Origin of the sequence: Rickettsia felis URRWXCal2, from assembly GCA_000012145.1 — a bacterium.
GTDB lineage: Bacteria > Pseudomonadota > Alphaproteobacteria > Rickettsiales > Rickettsiaceae > Rickettsia > Rickettsia felis.
Genome location: CP000053.1, coordinates 654689 through 673411 on the forward strand (window position 1 = coordinate 654689; position 18723 = coordinate 673411).

The following is an 18723-nucleotide window of genomic DNA, read 5'->3' on the forward strand; positions in this document are numbered from 1 at the left end:
TACAATAAGTTTATGGCGTTGTATCATCATCATGCTTATTAAAATTATCCATTATTTTAGCGTAACACACAACTTTTTCAACACCTTTTATTTTTGATGCAATAGAAGCAAGCTTTTCTAGCTCTTCTTCTGATCTTGCAACTCCAAATAAATAAACAATATTATCTATAGTTAGAATAGTATAATTAGCAAATTTAATGTCTTTTCTGACTAAGTTTTTAGCTTTAATTTGCGTGGTTATCATACTATCTTTAGTATATTGGGCTAAGTCAAAATGATTACTATTTTTATTTACTTTCAACTCATTAATAACTTCTTTTACGCCTTTTTGATTCCAAGCAATTTCTACGGCTTTTAACGCATCAGATTCTTTTTGAATATTTCCTGTTAATAATACTCTTCCTTGTGATACTTCAACCTTTATTTTAGCTCCTAAATCTCTAAAATTATTTTTTACTAAATCAGCTTTAATACCGGCAGAAATCCTTGAATCATTTAATGTTTTAGACATTGGTTGATCTTTTGAAGCAACAATACCGGTAGTGGTTGCTGCGGTAAAAATAGCAGGTAAACAAGCAGATAGACTAAAAGAAAGAGCTATAAAAATTAGAACTCGTAACATCATAATAATAGTACCCTACGATTTTTAAAAAGATTATATTTGTTTAAGAATTAACTGTTTGTTTATGTCATTCCCTATAGTACCGGACCTTGTTGCGTACATACCGAGTCGTCATTGCCCGCGTGGATCAATTTCACCTCTGTTGTCCCCCGTCATCCCCCGTGGCCCCTTCACGGGATCCAGTTAAAAATACTAAAATTATTAATATTTTTTATTGTTTTTATGGACCTAGTTAGCAAGCGAACTAGGTGACACAGTAGGTTTTACCGGTCTACGCAATAATGCCACGCGGTAATGATATAGAGTAAAAATAGTAAGGTATTATATCTTACTATCCGGTAATTTATTCTTTAATAAAAGAGGTAATTGCAGTAAAATAAATATAAAAGTAACAGGTATTACACCGAATACTTTAAATTTTACCCATGTTTCATCTGAGAAATTACGCCAAACTATTTCATTAACTACAGCCATAAAAAAGAAAAAAGCCGCTGTTCTATAGCTTAAAATTATCCAGCTTTCTTCTTTAAGACGTACTATACTTTCTAAAGCATATTTGATAAAAGGATTTTTTCTTATACCGCTCATGAGAAATATTATTCCAAAAATAACATATAATATAGTAGGTTTGATTTTTATATACATTGAATCGCCGCTAATTAAAGTAATGCTTCCCGAAACTAATAAAACAGTTGTAGAAATAATAGAAAGCTTGGATACTTTCTTATCAATAACATAACAAAGGGTAATACAAATAACAGAGGTAATAAGCATATAAAGAGTAGCGTTTTGTATACCGCCTCCATAAAAAAAGCCTGCAAAAAATGCTATTACCGGACCAATTTCTGATAAAAGTTTTAACATATTTAATTTAATTGTTCTCTTTGATAAAATTAATTTGATTCATTTTTTTGTACTGATATTAAGTTATTTTTGGAATATCTTAATTTTATTTGTATGAAAATATTTATCAGTAATATAGTAGTAAAATAGGCAAGTACTTGTAGCCCGTTAGGTCTTGCAATATAACCGGTAACAATATGTAAGATTTTACCTATCATACTTCTATCTGCCACTAACCATGAACTATCCCAAAGTTGATCGGATAAAAACATAACTAGACCGGAAGAGGTTAAAATACCTGCAGCACTTGCTGCAAATCCTCCTGCTATTAGCATTAATAATACAGTAGAGATTTTAAAAATATATTTTTGATTAGCAATCTTAATTAAACCGAAATATATTACTAAACCAAGTAAGAAGCCACTTGTAGCACCTATTATCACTCCTTGCAAGTAAATACTGCTTGATATTGTTTCAACTGAAGATATGCTATATACTAAAATAATAATTTCTGCACCTTCTCGTAATATGGTAGTGGCAACTAAAAAAACCAACATGAAATAACTGGCGTTGCCTTCATGAATTTTTACTGATAAGTCGTTTATATGTTGCTTTACTTTTATACCGTAACCTTGCATCCATATTATTGTCCAGCTAATCAGAATTGTTATTAGTATCATAATTCCGGAATCGAATAGCTCGTCGCCTATTCCGCCAAAAGATAAAGATAATTTACGGGTAAAAAATGCAAAAATTGAAGCAAATACTACTCCAAGCATTACTCCGGCAATAATATAAAGACGAGATTTTTCTATTTGTTTTGTTACGGCGAGTATTACACCAAGTAATAAGGATATTTCTAAACATTCACGAAACACTACTAAAGCAATTTTAAACATATTTTTTATCTAATCATTAACAATTATAATACCCTGAGCCGTATCTTGATGAAAATCCCCAAAAATTTCATATTTTCCGGGTTTAAGCGGTGCAAGTATAATATTTATTGACTCATTCGGCATAACTATTTTTTCACGATGTAAATCATGACTTTCAAACTCTTCTACTGTATCATCTTCATTATGAACAATTAACCTTATCTTAGTAGATTTCGGTACTTCAATTATATTCGGAACAAATTTATGATCTTTTATAGTTATCTTTACTTCTAATATATTATCATTTGTTTTATTATCGGAACTCTTATTTGTAGAGATATAAATAATTACTGCTAAAAATATCAAACCTACTAGTACAATAATATTTTTATTTTTTTTAATAATTTCCATACTAAACTCCTAGCTTAATTAAAGTTTAAAGTAAGATTCTTATATACTCATTTAATTTGAGTTTTAAATTTTTAATAATTACAAAATTTATCCTGCAATTTTTATTAATGCTATAAGATATACAATTATTATCATTATGACAAGGATAGATAATAAAATATAATTTTTTTGTTTTTTATTATCCGATATTTTATTTTGTTTCATATTTATTTAATTTTGTTTAAAGTCTCCTAGCTCAAGCAAAAGATATTCATTTATCGGTAATGATTCATGAGAAATAATTTTATTTATGTTAGAACCTAAAGCTTTAAATGTTTTGCCTTCAGCAATAACACTGCGTGTTCCAACCGTTACTTTACCTTGCAAGGCGTAAGAAAAAATTAAAGGATATGTAATATCGCCGATTTTCATATCTATTTGTTGTCCTTTTGCTTTAGAATCATATAGTATTTTACCGTTTGATAAACGAGTAATTTTAGCATTAAAGCTTACTTTTTCACCACATAATAAAGGAACACGATAAGCTATCTCATCGTCATAAATTTTTACTTCATTATTTTTGACAAAATTTTGCGGTAATATGGATTTTAAAATTACATTAACTTTATAATTATAAGCATCATCGAAGATAATATTTTTACTATTATTAACGGCATATTTTGCCGGAATAATAGCTTCTCGTGCTTCTCCTACCATCATACCGATTATTACATTATCTAAGCCAAGCATTACAGGAGCAGAGCCTAAGGTAAAAGTTTTAGTATCTTCAGATATTAAAGTATTGTTCATATCTGATATTTGATAAAATACGGTAACTACATGTCCGCAAGAAGCGGGACCGATATTACCGCTACCGAGCGTATTAATTTTGAACAGTGTTTTTACTAAATCCTTACGTACTTCAATAGTGTAATCATTAGGATTGATAGGTCCATTTAACGGTTGTAAAATATTTTCAAAAAATGCTTTCCCTTCTTCGGTTTTAAGAGCATTTATTACTATTTTTGAAACCGTACGTTCAAATAAATTACCGTTTAATGAAATATGAGGTTCATTATTTATACTAGTTTGGTTTTCATCGGTAGATGAATTATTTGAAGCCGTTTGCTCTATAGTTGTAGGATTATTGTTGTCGGGAGATATTTTTAACTTTACTATATTGTAAAGTATTAGGATTACAATTATTAAAGATAAAAACTTTTGCATATATACTCGTTTAATTTGAAAAATTCGCTACAGCTATTTCAGAAAGCTCAATACAAGCAAATTTTGCAGGACTCGCCTTTGCTCACGTATTACTATAACAATCAATTACTTAATAATCAAATGAGAATAAAAATAATTTGATTAATATCAATAATTGATTTAAGTTTAAATGCAGAATTTTATAAATAGTGGTGAAAAGTGAAAAAATTTATATTTTGTTTTTTATGTTTATGGACATTAAACATATTTGCTGCTTCTAAAACTTACCCTAATAAGCTTAATCGTTGTAAAATTACTAGAAATATATTTAATGATTATGAACCGAAAGTTTTTGAGACTACTAATAATTTATTACGTAAAACAGGAAGATTATCAAAATTTTACGGTGAAAGGATATTAATTAAAGGCAAAATATTAGATCAAAATTGTGTGCCGGTTGCAGATGCTAAAGTTTATTTATGGCAAGTAGGAAGCGGAGGTAAATATCCTTATGAACCTTTAAAAACTAGAGTTGATAAAAGAAGATTTACAAGTAAAAGCGATTCAAGCTTTACCGGTTCCGGTATTGCTACTACTAATAATAAAGGAGAATATTACTTTATTAGCATGTTGCCTTATAAATCTTCTCGTTATTTGAGAAGTGCAAACATAAGAATAGAACATCCAAGTCTTACTACTCTTGAAACACGCTTAGACTTATCTGATAAAAATATGTGTGATAATGAGTGCGGTGAAGTAAATCCGATATTGATCGAACCGCAAGAAAATATGCCGTCTTATTGTTTTGACTTAGTTTTACAAGGTACGACACTGAAGAGGTATTGATTGCAGTACGTCATTGCGAGCGACCGTAGGGAGCGTGGCAATCTCAGGATACTTGACGAGATTGCCGCATCGTTGCTAACGCAACTCCTCGCAATGACGTTTTGCCTCTTTTTCGGGTGCTTCTAAAGGTTTTTTTATACCACAACTACATAATGTAAGTGCTAATACGAATAAATAAAATATTTTCATTACTATAAATTATTATATGACCTTAAGAAATTATAATAAATATCTTATATATATTATAGTGTTTTTATTATCTATAATAATTTTTATTCCTAAAATTTATGCTAAGCATCAGGATAAATTAGAATTTTTAAGAGGCTCAAGCGTTCCTGATAATATAATTTTTTTTGATGAAGAAAAAAATCAATATTCTCTTGATCAGTTTGAAGGAAAGACTATATTGTTAGTGTTTTGGGCTACTTGGAGTGCTCCTTGTGTCAAAGAAATGCCTGACCTTGATATGTTGCAAAAAGATTTTAGGAAATTACCTTTTTCAGTAATTCCGATTTCAGAAGATTATCAAGACATAAAAATTGTTAAAGAATATTTTAAAAGCTATCAAATAAGATATTTGCCGATTTATCATGATTATAGAAATGAATTATTTAAAGCCTTAGGGGTTGTTAGCTTACCGACTAGTATATTAATAGACCCAAACGGCAAAATAATAACTAGCTTTGTCGGCAATACAAATTGGTATGACGAAAAAGTTAGAGATACTATTTTATCTGCCATTCCTGGAAATTATCCTGAACCTAAAAATAGTTATAACGAGCAATCTCTGAATAAACCGGCTAAGCCTTTGCCGCCTGTAAAAAAAGATGCTATAGTAACTCCAAATAAATAGACGAAGCTCAATTTGGAAAAGAGCAAGGAGGCTGTAAGCCGAGGCGAGCTGCGTATACTTAATACGTGAGGACCGGAGGAATTACAAAGCGACGAAGCCAATTTTTCAAATTCAGCGAGTATATTAAATTAAAAATGAGCAAAATCAATGAATGAAGTAAATAAATCAACTATGGCGAATGCAGAATTTGATCAGATAATAACCAAACGGCAGATAAGTAAATTAGATCAGTTATTTGCTTCGGTTTTTGGTGATTCTAAAGAAGTGATTGCCGTTTTACGCCTTAGCGGTGTTATCGGTAAAGTAAGTACTATGCAATCGGGACTTACTTTAGAATCATTAAATGAACTAATAGAAAAAGCTTTTAAAATAAAGAAATTAAAAGCATTATGTTTAATTATTAATTCTCCTGGTGGTTCTCCGGTACAATCTGAACTTATTGCGAAACGTATTCGTGACCTTGCTAAAGAAAATAAAATAAAAATTTATAGTTTTATTGAAGATATGGCGGCTTCAGGCGGATATTGGCTTGCTTGCAGCGGTGACTGGATATATGCTTCTTATAGTTCGGTTATAGGTAGTATTGGAGTAGTGTCAAGCGGATTCGGTTTCCATGAAGCGATTAATAAACTTGGAATAGAGCGTAGAGTTTATACGGAAGGAAAAAATAAAGCAATTTTAGATCCTTTTAAACCTATTAATAAAGAGGACCTTAAAATTATTAAAAATTTGCAACAGCAAGTTTATGAGCACTTCGTTGATTATGTAAAAACAAGAAGGGCAGGGAAGCTAACACAACAAGACGAGATTTTATTTAACGGCGAATTTTGGGCAGGGCAAACGGCTCTTGATTACGGCTTAATTGATGGTATAGGTGATATGTATAGCATAATGAAAGAAAAATTCGGCGATAATATTAAGTTTCAATATCTGTGTGCTAAACAGCCTTGGCTTAAAAAGAAACTTGGCATGGGAAGTAAGATATTAACCGATAATTTTGCTAATTCTTTAATTGATGCAGTAGAAAATAAAATTGTTAACGATAAATTTGATATAAGGTAGTATGACTATAACGCAAGTTAAAATTAAGAAATTAGAAAATTTTTCAGGTAGTTTGCCGGAATATGCTACAGAGCATAGTGCGGGGATGGATTTAATAGCCGCAAATGAGCAACCTATAACAATAAAAGCGGGTGAAATACAGCTAATTCCAACCGGCATCGCTATAGCATTACCTGACTCATTTGAAGCACAGATAAGACCTCGTTCGGGTCTTGCCGTTAAACACGGTATTACGGTTGCTAATTCACCAGGTACTATTGATGCAGATTATAGAGGCGAAATAAAGGTGATTCTTATTAATCTCGGTAAAGAAGATTTTGTTATAGAAAAAGGCATGCGAATTGCACAGATGATAATCGCAAAGTACGAACGTATATTATGGGAAGAAAGTAGTAGCCTTACGGAAACGATGCGTGGTAGCGGTGGCTTCGGCTCTACGGGTGTTTAAGAGTTCTAAAAACGTCATTGCGAGTGGGTCTTGCCCTAATAGTCATTGCGAGCGACCGTAGGGAGCGTGGCAATCTAGAAAAAGATTTAAAAAATTCTGTAAATTAGAATTTTTAACTGGATTGCTTCGTCGAATTACTACGTAATTCTTCTCGCAATGACGGAAAATCGGTCCACGCAACAAGACCTCCTCGCAATGACGGTTTTGGTATCCACTCAACAAATCATAAAACTTATGAAAATCACAATAAAATTATTAACTTCTATATTTTTATTAGCTTTGAACTGGATCCCGTGGTCAAGCTACGGGATGACAACTGCGGTAAATTCTGATTCTGTAGATAAGGTTAAGCAAGTTTTTACTTATATCGATCAAAAAAATTGGTCACAAGCTGAAGATTTAGCTCTAGAGGTAAATAATAAAGTTTTAACAAAAATTGTACTTTCTCAGAAATATTTAGATAATAAATATTCAGATAATAGTTTTGAACATGTAATAAGATTTTTACGCAATAACCCGGATTGGCCTCAAAACAAGCTGCTTGAAGAAAGAGCGGAAGAATATCTAAATAATAATACAAATAAAAAAGTAATTTTTGATTGGTTTAGTAAACATTCTCCTCTTACCGGCAAAGGTTATAAATTTTATGCGGCAGCTGCAAGTAGTTTAATCAAAGATCAGAAGATATTACTACCTATTATTAAAGAGTCTTGGGTATATGCCAATTTCACTCCTGAAGAAGAAAATACGTATTACAATAAGTGGCATAAATATTTAACTGCAAATGATCATTTAGAGCGAATAGAAGAACATTTATGGAAAAATGATATTAGGTCTGCCGAGCAATCCCTAAAATATGTTGATCAAGGTTATCGCAATTCTTTTAAAGCACAAATTGCGATTATAGGTAAATTGCCAAATGCTGAAAAGCTTTTTAAAAGTGTTCCTGAAAAATACTATAGTTCCGGTTTATTATATCGTTATTTAGATTTTAAAAAAATGCAAAAGCCGACAAAGGAAGTTATTACTTTGTTTAAGAAAGCTAAAAATAACCGTAAACATTTTGCTAAATGGTGTCGTATTCAATCCTATTATGCTCGTGAATTCATCGATTACAAAGATTTTGCTAATAGCTATAGAATGGCAACGCTTCCTTTTGCTACTTGTCCTGAAACTATAAGGGAGCAGGAGTGGCTTGCGGGCTGGCTTTCTTTAAGCTTTTTAAAAAAGCCTGATCAAGCATTAGTACATTTTAATAAGTTTATCAAAGTTGTTAAAACCCCGATTAGTTTGGCACGTGGATTTTATTGGCTCGGTCGTACTTATGAAGCAAAAGGCGATAAGCAAACGGCTAGAAAATTTTACGAGCAGGCAGCCAAATATTCTTTTACCTTTTACGGACAGGTAGCAAATGTTGAATTAAATAGGACAAAATTAGTTTTACCTCCTATTCCCGTAATAACTTCTGAAGAAAGGAAAACTATAGAAAATAAAGAAATTATTAAAGCAATAAGGTTACTGGTTAAATATAATAAGAATAATTTAGCTATGATATATTCCAAAGCAGCGATTAAAAACACTAAAAATCCTGCAGAAATTCAAATAATTGCGAATATTATTAAAGCAAATAATAATACTAACCATATGGTTGAGGTGGCAAAAATTGCTGCCCAAAATAACGCTTTTATTCCGGATTGTGCTTTTCCAACGCCTTATAATCTAGGAGGTTTGCCTATCCCATCTCATTTAACTTATGGAATAATTAGACAAGAATCGGTCTTTGACCATAGGGCCGTGAGTTATGCAAATGCCATGGGGCTGATGCAACTTATTAAGGGTACTGCTTGTGATACCGCAAAATCTATAAATATGAAATGTAATGTAGCAGATTTAACTAGGAATCCAGTATATAATATTAAACTCGGTTCGCATCATTTCAAAAAATTATTAGATGATCATAAAGGTTCTTATATTCTATCCATTGCTTCTTATAATGCCGGAAGTCATAACGTAGTAAAATGGATAGATAGGTTTGGTGATCCAAGGGATATAAAAGATACAAGAAAAGTTATTGACTGGATAGAACTTATACCATTTAGAGAAACAAGAGATTACGTTCAAAGAGTACTTGAAAATGTTCAGATTTATAGGGTAATCTTAAATAAGAATAGTAACTTGTACTTTAAGCGTGACTTACATGCGTGTAATATAGTAAAAGTTAATTTTTATTAGTGTTTTATTTTGACACATAGTAATATATAAGTATGATATGGAAACTAATTAATAATATGAATTAAGGAGGAGAGTATGAAAAAATTAGAGCAACACTTTAAGAAACAGCGTAATGATACCGATACTCAAGTAAAGAAATATAAAAAAGATCTTGATGTAATTGACATTAGATATGACCATAAATCTGCACATGTTGAAGTTCCAAATCATGCTACCGGCGGGTTTGAATATTTTAAATGGGATTGGATGACAAGCACTACGAGTAGTCATTCAGAAATAGTACAAATATTTAAGAAAATAGTAAGAACTTTAAAAGAAGCTAAAAATAACCCAGCCCAGTATGAAAACTTAGTATCTAAATTGGATGCTAGTACCAAAAATGCACTTGATGTTAATATTAAGAAGCATAATATTACTGTACCGACACAAGACACTAATAAGGTAATATCAGAAATATTATCAGGAATGCAAACATGGCTAGATACAAAAAGTCATATCCCTCTAGAACTTAAGCAAAAATTCTTAGAGTTAGGTTCTAATAATTTAGAAGAGTTTATAGAAAGTGCTTTTAATAAATTTAACAATAAATGGATAGTTAAAGAATTTATTGATAATGCTTTTGTACCACCTAGAGAGGAAAGTAACAAATATCTAGCTGATAGTGGTTGTGATTCAGCTGAGCAGCTATGGACTAAAATGGAAAATCTTAGAATAAGCGATGATTCAAATAAAGCTACAACCTCTCAGGCTTCATCAGAGAGTATAAATTCTAGTGACTTTAAAGGTAACCACGTCAGATGAGAAGATTCCGATGATGATATAGTGGTTATATCACAATTACTAGAATCTAAAGTAACGCTTAATAATGGTAAAAAAATTGAAGTTAAGAAAATTATAGATGCAATATATAACCCACAAGATTTAGATTTTTATTTAAGGAAGTTAACTCCTGAAACCAATCAGCTTGTGAAAAAAGAAATAGCATTAAAATTAGCTTACGATTTGTATAATGATTCTAAAGAGTTAAGCGTAGTAAGTGCTATCTGAAACATTAGGTATTAGTGAGGAGTTCAATAATTACACTGACTTTAGCCTTGCGGAGTTAAAAGATGAAGAAGTTAATATTACTGGTGGAGATTATTCGTATTTAGAATAATTTCTTTCCTCTGTTATACCGTGGTTTATCCACAGTATCTAGAAAAAATAAAATAAAGACTAGATGCCGTGGTCAAGTCACGGCATGACATAGTAGGGTTTACTGATTCATATAACAGTATTCTCAAATATCTATAAATTATATTCATGATTCTTAAAAACTTATCTTTACTAATAATATTATTCTTTTCAATATCAGCTTTTTCTTCAGCTACTAACCTAAAAAATATCCCTATTACTGTTGTTGCTCCGGCAACAGGTGCTGATAATAAAACTTTATCGGATTTAAAAAATATTAATGGATTAAATTTACAAATCCTTTCTAAGTGTTTTGCTAAAGGTAAGCTACCATTTCTTGCAAGTAGCGATGAAGTAAGATTTAATTGCCTGCGGGATGCATTATTTGATGAGTCTGATAATGTAGTATGGAGTTTACGAGGCGGTTATGGTTCTGCTAGAATAATTCCAGGTTTACTAAAGCTATCAAAACCAAATAAAGAGAAATTCTTTATAGGATATAGCGATATAACGGCTTTACATCTTTTTCTATCACAAGAATGGGGGTGGAAAACTATTCACGGCAGTAATATAGCCGACTTATTAAAAACTGATAAAGATCAAAGTAATTTTACCAAGCTTGCTGAAATATTAAAAGGTAAGGTAAAGCAGGTTACTATAGATAATTTGAGTCCGCTTAACGATATAGCAAAATCAAGTGATCTTGTTAACGGTAAACTAACCGGCGGTAATTTAACTATGGTGCAGACTAGTATAGGAACCAGTTGGCAAATAAAGACTAAAGGCAAAATTCTTTTTTTAGAAGATGTGAATGTAGCTCCTTTTAGATTAGATCGTGAGCTTTTACACTTAAAGCAGGCAGGGTTACTTGAGGATGTTAAGGCTATAATATTTGGTTCATTTGGTAAAGATCTTGATGCCACAATGTTAGTGCTTCGTAATTTTGCAGATAATTTAAATATTCCGGTATTTAAAACAAATAGATTCGGTCATGAAAAAATTAACGATCCGATTATTTATAATACTGATAGTAAGATTATCATGGGGAAGAATAAAGGATTTAAATTAGTGATGAGGTTGTAAGTACTATTGCGTCGTCATTGCGAGCGACCGTAGAGAGCGTGGCAATCTCAGGACTTCGGCACGAGATTGCTTCGTCAATTGCTATGCAATTTCCTCGCAATGACGGCTGTTATAATTAACTCTATCGACTCAAATGCAAATAATCATTATATTTTGATAAATTCAAATCATAAGAAAAAGACTTATTTGTAACGTAATATTCCAGTAATTTTATGAGTCCTGCTTTATGTTTATTTAAAGTTTCAATGCTTAAAGCTATTTCTGTTGTTTGCACATAAGGTTCGGTACTGGTTATTTTCACATAAGCAATGGTATAGTCAATTGATTTAGGCTTGCCTACATCGTTACTCGTCGTCTCGCCTATTATTATAGGCGTCGCTCCTCGTGCCTTGTATCCAAGCCCAACTGAATTGACTATAGTATTTTCATTTTTAATATTAAATCCGTTTTCTAGTAACATCAAGCTTTCTATAATAAGTTGCGGAGAGAGTCCTAGTTCTATTTCTTTTTTAGTTGGGATAGTACCGGTTTTATAATCTAGTATAGTTATATGGTTTGATTTACTTATTTCAATTCGGTCAGCTATACCGATTATTTTTATATCTTGACCTGCAATATTTAGTCGTAATTCCCCTTTAGTTTCAAAATAGATTTCTTTGCAGTTTTTTCGGCGTTCTATATCAAATAAAATAAAAGCTTTGCTGAAAGCCGTGAGTTTTATTTGCCAAGTTTTTTTTGTGTAGTTTGGTAAAATAGTGCCATATAAAATATGATTGCCGATATTTATTAAAGCATTTTGTTTATCAAGCAAATTTAAATTGATAAATTGTTTGTCGTAATTTTTAGAATACTCCTCTAAAACTTTATGAATAAAATTACCGAAATCCGATATTTTAGGCTCTTCCCATATATTATCTTTTTTACGTAGTCCAAGGATTTTCTTAGCATAAAACCCGTATGGGTTTCTTATTAATGTTTCTATGTCGGTTACTGATAAGACGGATGGGAAAGAGTGGCTATGTGCTGTGGACTCGTCCCCTATGTCATCTTTCCTTATGTCATTCCAGCAACGGCGGGAATCCATGTCTAGGTGGATTCCTGCTTCCGCAGGAATGACATAATGGACGGCAGGAATGACATCCTGTAATTTCAAAAATAAATTACTCGGCACTGACAACTTACCATCATATTTTTTAGCGTTTAGTATAATTACTTGTTTATTTTGTAGAAATAAATTGAAGTAATCTGAATATAGAGTAGAGGCGGTTTCATTATAATCTATATTTAGTATCTGCAAGGCTTTCTTGCTAAGCCATGGGTGAGATTTAGCGGTAGGTGTCCAGTTTTCATTATTAAAATGCGGTAATATAATTAAGTCGAATGTACATAATGCTAAATCTTCCGGTGGTGCTATAATAATATTAGCAGAGTCAGTATTTTTATAATATTTGATATTAGAGAGTAAAAAAGAAAAAATTTTAGGAAAATCCTTTTTATCCATTGAATTTATATATTTGCTATATGCAGTTAAATTTGTTAAAAACTCAACTAGTTCTGCTCCTCCTTCTTTTTCCCAAATAGTAGGTAAAAGTTTTTCAGCTATTTCTTTAGTTAAGGTCAGAATATCTAGTATATTATGCGGGTTATCAGTAAATAAAATATCTATTAAGTTACGGCAATATTCTTTTGTATCCTCGTTATCAAATTGTAATTGCAATAAATATTTAGGCGAGGATATAAAGCGGTTTTTATTAGATAGCATTACTTCTAATTTTTGTGTAGCAGAGCAGTTAATTAAAGGATTTTTAAGTAATAAAAATAGGAGTTTTAAATCAAAATTATTACATAATATTTTAATAATGGAAGTTAGTAATTCACCTATATTAGTAAGCCTTAAGTCATTACCTAGTAGATCTTCGTATCTGTCTAAAAAATTGCAATATACTCTTTTAAGTTTATTATTATTTGTAATGATTGCTATTCGTTTATCTTTATTACGGCTACATATATAAGCTATTGCTACCGCCTCTTCATAAATGTCATTAGGTTCATAATAAGATATACCATCGCTAATCTGCTTGGAAGTTTGATTATAATAAACTATATAATCCTTTAAATCTTCTTCAAATCTTTTTAAAAAAACATTAGGCTTGAACATTCCGACGAGTATTATTTGCTTATTCTTTATCCTTATTATTTCTTCTTGTAATAGCTTTAATTTATGGATTGCTTTGGTTTGTTTTTGAGTAAGCGATATTTCTTCTTGCCATCTTAAAAAGCAATATTCTAGAAATTTATAAATCTTTTGCCAATAGTTAGAATTGTTATAGACTTCAATTAATTTTATATCGATATTATTGATGATAAGGTCGTTAATCAATTTTCTTAGAATTTCTGCAGCTTTTAATGATTCATTTTTATTAAATTGTAAGTCTTTATATTCTGTAATTATTTTTGATATAATAAGAAGTTCTTCTATTTTAGATACATAATCCGAATCGGTTTTTTTTGAAATAAGAGAATTAAAAGGAATAATTATAGGTAATTTAATTTTATATTTATCGGTTAAAATCTTCTTTAATTCTAGGCATGAGAAATTATTAGGCAATATTATTTGAACTTCTGTACCTTTCTCTAATTTATCAATGATATACTCAGCAAAACTTTTCAAAAAAGAATAATCAGCAGTCATAAATAATGTTTTTTACGATAATATAGCAGAACCAAGGTCCGAAACAAATCTTATTTAAAACGATAATATAGTACAATAAATAATATTTGCTTATTAGTTTCTTATTAAGTATCTTAAAATATATTAATTTAAATTTTATATAAGGTATCATATGAAAATTTTTATTATATTATTTACTATTATAGTCTCTATAACATCACGAGCTTATGCTAATAATTTAAACTCACATATAGCTTATTGTGATAATATACAAGTAGAACAACAAGAAGATTTGATAATACAAAAATTGGTTAAACTATTTGCGGCTGAAATGAATTGTATTATTGGTGGCTGTTTACAACAATGGGATGTGCAAGATAATCGAGTAAAATATTCAATTGCTTGGCAAGAACAATGTGGACCTGTAATTTATGGTTAGTATCAACTGGGAGACAATGGTAGAGGTTCTACTTTCGTATGTGAACGCTCTAAAAATTCCGTATGTTGTTGGCCGCTTGGATATGAATATAATAAAGCGTTTGTAATATGTTCATCTAATTATGTTGAAAACTAATATTTACTTACTAACTTTTACGAGTTCTTTAAATAATTCTAAATCTACTCCATTATCGTTAAGATATTCAGGATGCCATTGAACGCCGATAACAAATTTATGTTTCGTTGATTCAATGGCTTCAATTATACCGTCTTCTGCTTTTGCAGATACGATAAGGTCATTACCAAGTTGTTTAGCAGCCTGGTGATGAGTTGAATTAACCATAGTTTGTAGCTGATTATTAGCTATTTTAGAGAGTTTAGTATTTGCTTCTATATTAATTGCATGTGAAACTATATTTTTAGGAGGTGGTTGTGTATGGTTAATTACAGTTCCAATAGACACCTTTCTGAACTCTACTTCTAGGGGTAATTTGTACGTCAATCCGGTACTCGCATCCTCACGTACGCTTTTGTACGCTGCGGTGGCAAGCACTTCCGTGTTTCCTTCAAATTCCTCCCTATAAGCGAGTTCAGAAAGGTGTCTAATATAATCAGGAATATGTTTAATAAGCGTGCCCTTAAAAATAACGTTTAATAGCTGCATACCTCGGCATATTCCTAAAACCGGAATATCTCTCTCTAATACTTTCTTTAAAACTAATATCTCAAAATTATCACGTTCTTCATTAGAAATTACTACATCTTCGGCGTATTCCGGTTCATAAAATTTAGGATGTATGTCCTCATCACCGCCTGGAATTACAACACCGTCAACAAGTTCTATAAGCTGATTTATTGTATCAGTTTGATAAGGTAATAATAGCGGTACACCACCGGCTGCAATAATTGCATCGGTATAGTTTCTTCGCAAGGCGTACCATGGAAAAGCAGCGTAAGTATATTTTTCACAATTTTGAGCTAAATCAGGTGTAACACCTATTATCGGTTTCTTTTTCATTTTGTTATCGTTTTATTATTTTTCTTTCAGCTATGTTGTTCATAAAAGTCCCGTCATTGCGAGCCAGCATTTATGCTGGCGTGGCAATCTCAGGAGTTTTTTAAATTATCTTATGAGATTGCCGCGTCGTTGCTAACGCAACTCCTCGCAATGACGACTTGGCATCCGCACAGCAAAGCCACTATTACCCCTCAATATGCGGTGGTGTTTCAAAAGTATGGAATGGCGGTGGTGAGGTAAGCGTCCACTCAAGCGTATCAGCACCATCACCCCAAGGATTGTTAGGACAATCTTTTCCGTATTTTAGTGTATAGAAAACGATAAATACAAAATAAAGAGCAGCCGCCATAGAGATACCTGCTCCTATCGATGAAACCATATTCCAACCTGCGAAAGCTTCAGGGTAGTCTGGTATTCTTCTTGGCATACCCGCAAGCCCTAAAAAGTGCTGTGGGAAGAAAGTTAAATTAACACCAATAAATGTAATCCAAAAATGGATTTTTCCTAAAATTTCCGGATATTGTTTACCGGATATTTTGCCGAACCAGTAATAAAATCCTGCAAATGCCGTAAATAAAGCACCGAGCGACATCGTATAATGGAAATGTGCCACAACATAGTAAGTATCGTGCAGTACCCTATCAAGTGCTGAATTTGATAGGATTATGCCAGTTACGCCGCCAATCGTGAATAATATAATAAACCCTATTGAAAATAGCATAGGAGTCGGGAATGTAATCGAACCACCCCACATAGTCGCTATCCAACTAAATATTTTAATGCCTGTCGGAACTGCTATAATCATTGTTCCGGCAGTGAAATATATAAGTGCATTATAAGAAAGACCAACAGTAAACATATGGTGAGCCCATACGATAAACCCGACGAATCCGATTATTACCATAGCTCCGACCATTCCTTGATAGCCGAATATAGGTTTGCGTGAAAAAGTTGAGATAACCTGGCTAACTATACCAAAGCCCGGAAGTATTACGATATATACTTCAGGATGACCGAAAAACCAAAATAGATGCTGGAATAATACAGGATCGCCACCGCCGTCCGGTTTAAAGAAATTAGTTCCAAAGTTACGGTCGGTAAGCAGCATAGTTATAGCTCCGCCAAGTACTGGCATGGCTAAGATTATAAGGAATGCAGTAACTAATATAGACCAAACAAATAATGGCATCTTGAAAAGCCCCATGCCAGGAGCTCTCATATTAAATATAGTAACGATTAAATTAATTGATCCAAGGATTGACGATAGACCGGTTAAATGTAAGCTGAAAATAGCCATATCAACGGCTGCCCCCGGGTGACCGCTCAAATTACTTAAAGGAGGGTAGAGCGTCCAACCCGTTCCGGGACCGCCGTCAACAAAAGCAGAACCCATAAGCAGGATGAAAGCAGTAACTAACAGCCAAAAACTGATATTGTTAAGGCGTGGAAATGCCATATCAGGAGCCCCTATTAACAGAGGTACGAAATAGTTACCAAAACCACCGAACAAAGCCGGCATAATCATAAAGAATACCATAATAACCGCATGTGCCGTGATAAGCACGTTATATAGCTGGAAATCATGATTTAAGAAAGTACCGCCGGGCATTGCAAGCTCTAACCTAAAGAGAAGAGAAAATAACCCTCCGACAATTCCGGCAAAAACGGCAAATATGATATACATAATGCCGATATCTTTATGATTGGTAGAAAAAAGCCACCGCTTCCAACCGTGCGGAGTGTGGTGGTCATCGTGATAAATTTCGGTAGTAGTTATATCCATAATTATTATTTTGCCTGTTTTAATTTTTCACTTTGTTTGTTCTTGTATAGCAATATGTCATTCCTGCGAAAGCAGGAATCCAGGCTTTTCTTTCTTCGTCATTGCGAGAAGGCATTTATGCCGACGAAGCAATCACATGAAATTTAAGATAGATTTCGGCGTCGCTACGCTCCTCGCAATGACAAGTATAAATATTTTCTGGATTCCTGCTTTCGCAGGAATGACATCAAAAATATTGTATTATTTTCCCTAAAAATCAAAGTTATACTTAAGTTTTTTTCTTTTAAGATTATTTAAGTGTAATTTTAGTATTTTCTCGAGTTTTATTTGATCTTTTGGTTTATTTTTAGCTATTATATAATTTACAAACCACAAAACTAGAAAAAATACAGGAGATTTTTTTAAAAGAGAAATTACTTTCTTTCGCAATTTTGGTATCACAATTGCTATATCCTCCAAAAGCGACTCAGCATATATATTTTCACATCCCGTTATAGAATATTTTGAAAATCTTTTAATAAATGGTAAAACAGCCTTAAAATCTATTTTTCTAAATCTAAATACTATATAGCTAAGTCCTTGAAATGCTGCTATATTTATTTCTTCATTTTCGTTTTTTTTAAGAAAATATAAACAAACTTCCAAAGCTTCTTGATAATTTAATGAATTTTGACAAAAGCTTAAAATAAACTCTATTTTCTCTTCTTCATTATTTAAAGAATATATTAAATTTTTATCAGTAAATTTTTTTAGTCTTGTTTCGGTAAAAAAGTCGATACCGTTTTCAAAATATGCTAAATAAATCTTTCTTTTTAATCTTGGCACAAAATGAGTAATTTCACCTAAAACTTGTACAGTTTCTCCATAAATACGTTTATTATTACTTTTTAAATTTTCAAATAATAAAGGTAATATTAAATTTTCTTTAATATTATAAAATCTACGTACTAAATACCTAAAGCCTGACATGTTGCAGCCTGTGATAACTCTTCGGGATTGCTTAATTTTCCTTCAATATAAGCCATTCCCTCATCATAATCTGCACAATTACCTACATACAAAGTGTAATAAAAAGCCTTGCTCCATTCAGGATCATTAATCACATCCGGTTGATTTCTATATTCTTCTTCGCTCATTAACATGATTCGTTACCTAATGGGTCATGGTTCTATTGTAT

18 protein-coding genes and 1 pseudogene are annotated in these 18723 nt (G+C 31.8%); 9 read left to right on the forward strand and 10 right to left on the reverse strand.

Annotation, left to right across the window (positions count from 1 at the left end):
- Positions 1–10: 10 nt before the first annotated feature.
- From RF_RS03280 to RF_RS03300, 5 genes are all read right to left on the reverse strand, one after another.
- Positions 11–625: a BON domain-containing protein gene (locus RF_RS03280; RefSeq protein WP_011270942.1), complete on the reverse strand. Its 615-nt coding sequence runs from the start codon at positions 623–625 to the stop codon at positions 11–13.
- Positions 626–943: 318 nt separating this feature from the next.
- Positions 944–1486, reverse strand: a complete 543-nt coding sequence (locus tag RF_RS03285; protein WP_011270943.1) for a septation protein A — start codon at positions 1484–1486, stop codon at positions 944–946.
- A 29-nt stretch (positions 1487–1515) separates the two neighbouring features.
- Complete coding sequence (locus RF_RS03290) at positions 1516–2364, reverse strand: FTR1 family protein (RefSeq protein ID WP_011270944.1); 849 nt, start codon at positions 2362–2364, stop codon at positions 1516–1518.
- A 9-nt stretch (positions 2365–2373) separates the two neighbouring features.
- Positions 2374–2754: a cupredoxin domain-containing protein gene (locus RF_RS03295; protein WP_011270945.1), complete on the reverse strand. Its 381-nt coding sequence runs from the start codon at positions 2752–2754 to the stop codon at positions 2374–2376.
- 210 nt (positions 2755–2964) lie between these two features.
- Positions 2965–3960 carry an FKBP-type peptidyl-prolyl cis-trans isomerase gene (locus RF_RS03300; protein WP_011270946.1) on the reverse strand — a complete coding sequence of 332 codons (996 nt, stop codon included), beginning with the start codon at positions 3958–3960 and terminating at the stop codon, positions 2965–2967.
- Positions 3961–4158: 198 nt separating this feature from the next.
- Between RF_RS03300 and RF_RS03305 the strand changes: the two genes are divergently transcribed.
- From RF_RS03305 to RF_RS03340, 8 genes and pseudogenes are all read left to right on the forward strand, one after another.
- On the forward strand, positions 4159–4785 hold the full coding sequence (locus RF_RS03305) for a dioxygenase family protein (protein WP_011270947.1): 627 nt from the start codon (positions 4159–4161) through the stop codon (positions 4783–4785).
- Between the two features lie 205 nt (positions 4786–4990).
- Positions 4991–5638 carry a TlpA disulfide reductase family protein gene (locus tag RF_RS03310; RefSeq protein ID WP_011270948.1) on the forward strand — a complete coding sequence of 216 codons (648 nt, stop codon included), beginning with the start codon at positions 4991–4993 and terminating at the stop codon, positions 5636–5638.
- Positions 5639–5785: 147 nt separating this feature from the next.
- Positions 5786–6700 (forward strand): S49 family peptidase, encoded by a 915-nt coding sequence (locus RF_RS03315; protein WP_011270949.1) that lies wholly within the window; start codon positions 5786–5788, stop codon positions 6698–6700.
- 1 nt (position 6701) lies between these two features.
- Positions 6702–7148: a dUTP diphosphatase gene (gene dut / locus RF_RS03320; protein WP_011270950.1), complete on the forward strand. Its 447-nt coding sequence runs from the start codon at positions 6702–6704 to the stop codon at positions 7146–7148.
- A 234-nt stretch (positions 7149–7382) separates the two neighbouring features.
- The gene (locus RF_RS03325) at positions 7383–9380 is read left to right on the forward strand and encodes a lytic transglycosylase domain-containing protein (RefSeq protein WP_041405350.1); all 1998 of its coding nucleotides are present in this window, start codon (positions 7383–7385) and stop codon (positions 9378–9380) included.
- Positions 9381–9455: 75 nt separating this feature from the next.
- Positions 9456–10148 (forward strand): annotated as a pseudogene (gene srfF, locus RF_RS11380) (SrfF family effector protein); the annotation flags it as partial.
- Between the two features lie 54 nt (positions 10149–10202).
- Positions 10203–10427, forward strand: a complete 225-nt coding sequence (locus RF_RS11385; protein WP_039594984.1) for a hypothetical protein — start codon at positions 10203–10205, stop codon at positions 10425–10427.
- Positions 10428–10682: 255 nt separating this feature from the next.
- Complete coding sequence (locus RF_RS03340) at positions 10683–11636, forward strand: LD-carboxypeptidase (protein ID WP_011270953.1); 954 nt, start codon at positions 10683–10685, stop codon at positions 11634–11636.
- Between the two features lie 121 nt (positions 11637–11757).
- Here RF_RS03340 and RF_RS03345 read toward each other — a convergent pair whose 3' ends face one another.
- Complete coding sequence (locus RF_RS03345) at positions 11758–14328, reverse strand: PD-(D/E)XK nuclease family protein (RefSeq protein WP_011270954.1); 2571 nt, start codon at positions 14326–14328, stop codon at positions 11758–11760.
- Between the two features lie 151 nt (positions 14329–14479).
- On the opposite strand from RF_RS03345, the gene RF_RS03350 reads away from it, so the two are divergent.
- Positions 14480–14746, forward strand: coding sequence for a hypothetical protein (locus RF_RS03350; RefSeq protein WP_011270955.1), 267 nt, complete (start codon positions 14480–14482; stop codon positions 14744–14746).
- A 138-nt stretch (positions 14747–14884) separates the two neighbouring features.
- Here RF_RS03350 and RF_RS03355 read toward each other — a convergent pair whose 3' ends face one another.
- The 4 genes from RF_RS03355 to RF_RS11390 form a co-directional block, all read right to left on the reverse strand.
- Positions 14885–15763 carry a gamma-glutamyl-gamma-aminobutyrate hydrolase family protein gene (locus RF_RS03355; RefSeq protein WP_011270956.1) on the reverse strand — a complete coding sequence of 293 codons (879 nt, stop codon included), beginning with the start codon at positions 15761–15763 and terminating at the stop codon, positions 14885–14887.
- A gap of 184 nt (positions 15764–15947) precedes the next feature.
- Positions 15948–17546, reverse strand: coding sequence for a cytochrome c oxidase subunit I (gene ctaD, locus RF_RS03360; RefSeq protein ID WP_011270957.1), 1599 nt, complete (start codon positions 17544–17546; stop codon positions 15948–15950).
- A gap of 249 nt (positions 17547–17795) precedes the next feature.
- Positions 17796–18515 (reverse strand): hypothetical protein, encoded by a 720-nt coding sequence (locus RF_RS08075; protein ID WP_011270958.1) that lies wholly within the window; start codon positions 18513–18515, stop codon positions 17796–17798.
- Positions 18494–18688: a hypothetical protein gene (locus RF_RS11390; protein WP_231564242.1), complete on the reverse strand. Its 195-nt coding sequence runs from the start codon at positions 18686–18688 to the stop codon at positions 18494–18496. Before RF_RS11390 ends, RF_RS08075 begins: the two co-directional genes overlap by 22 nt.
- Positions 18689–18723: the final 35 nt, after the last annotated feature.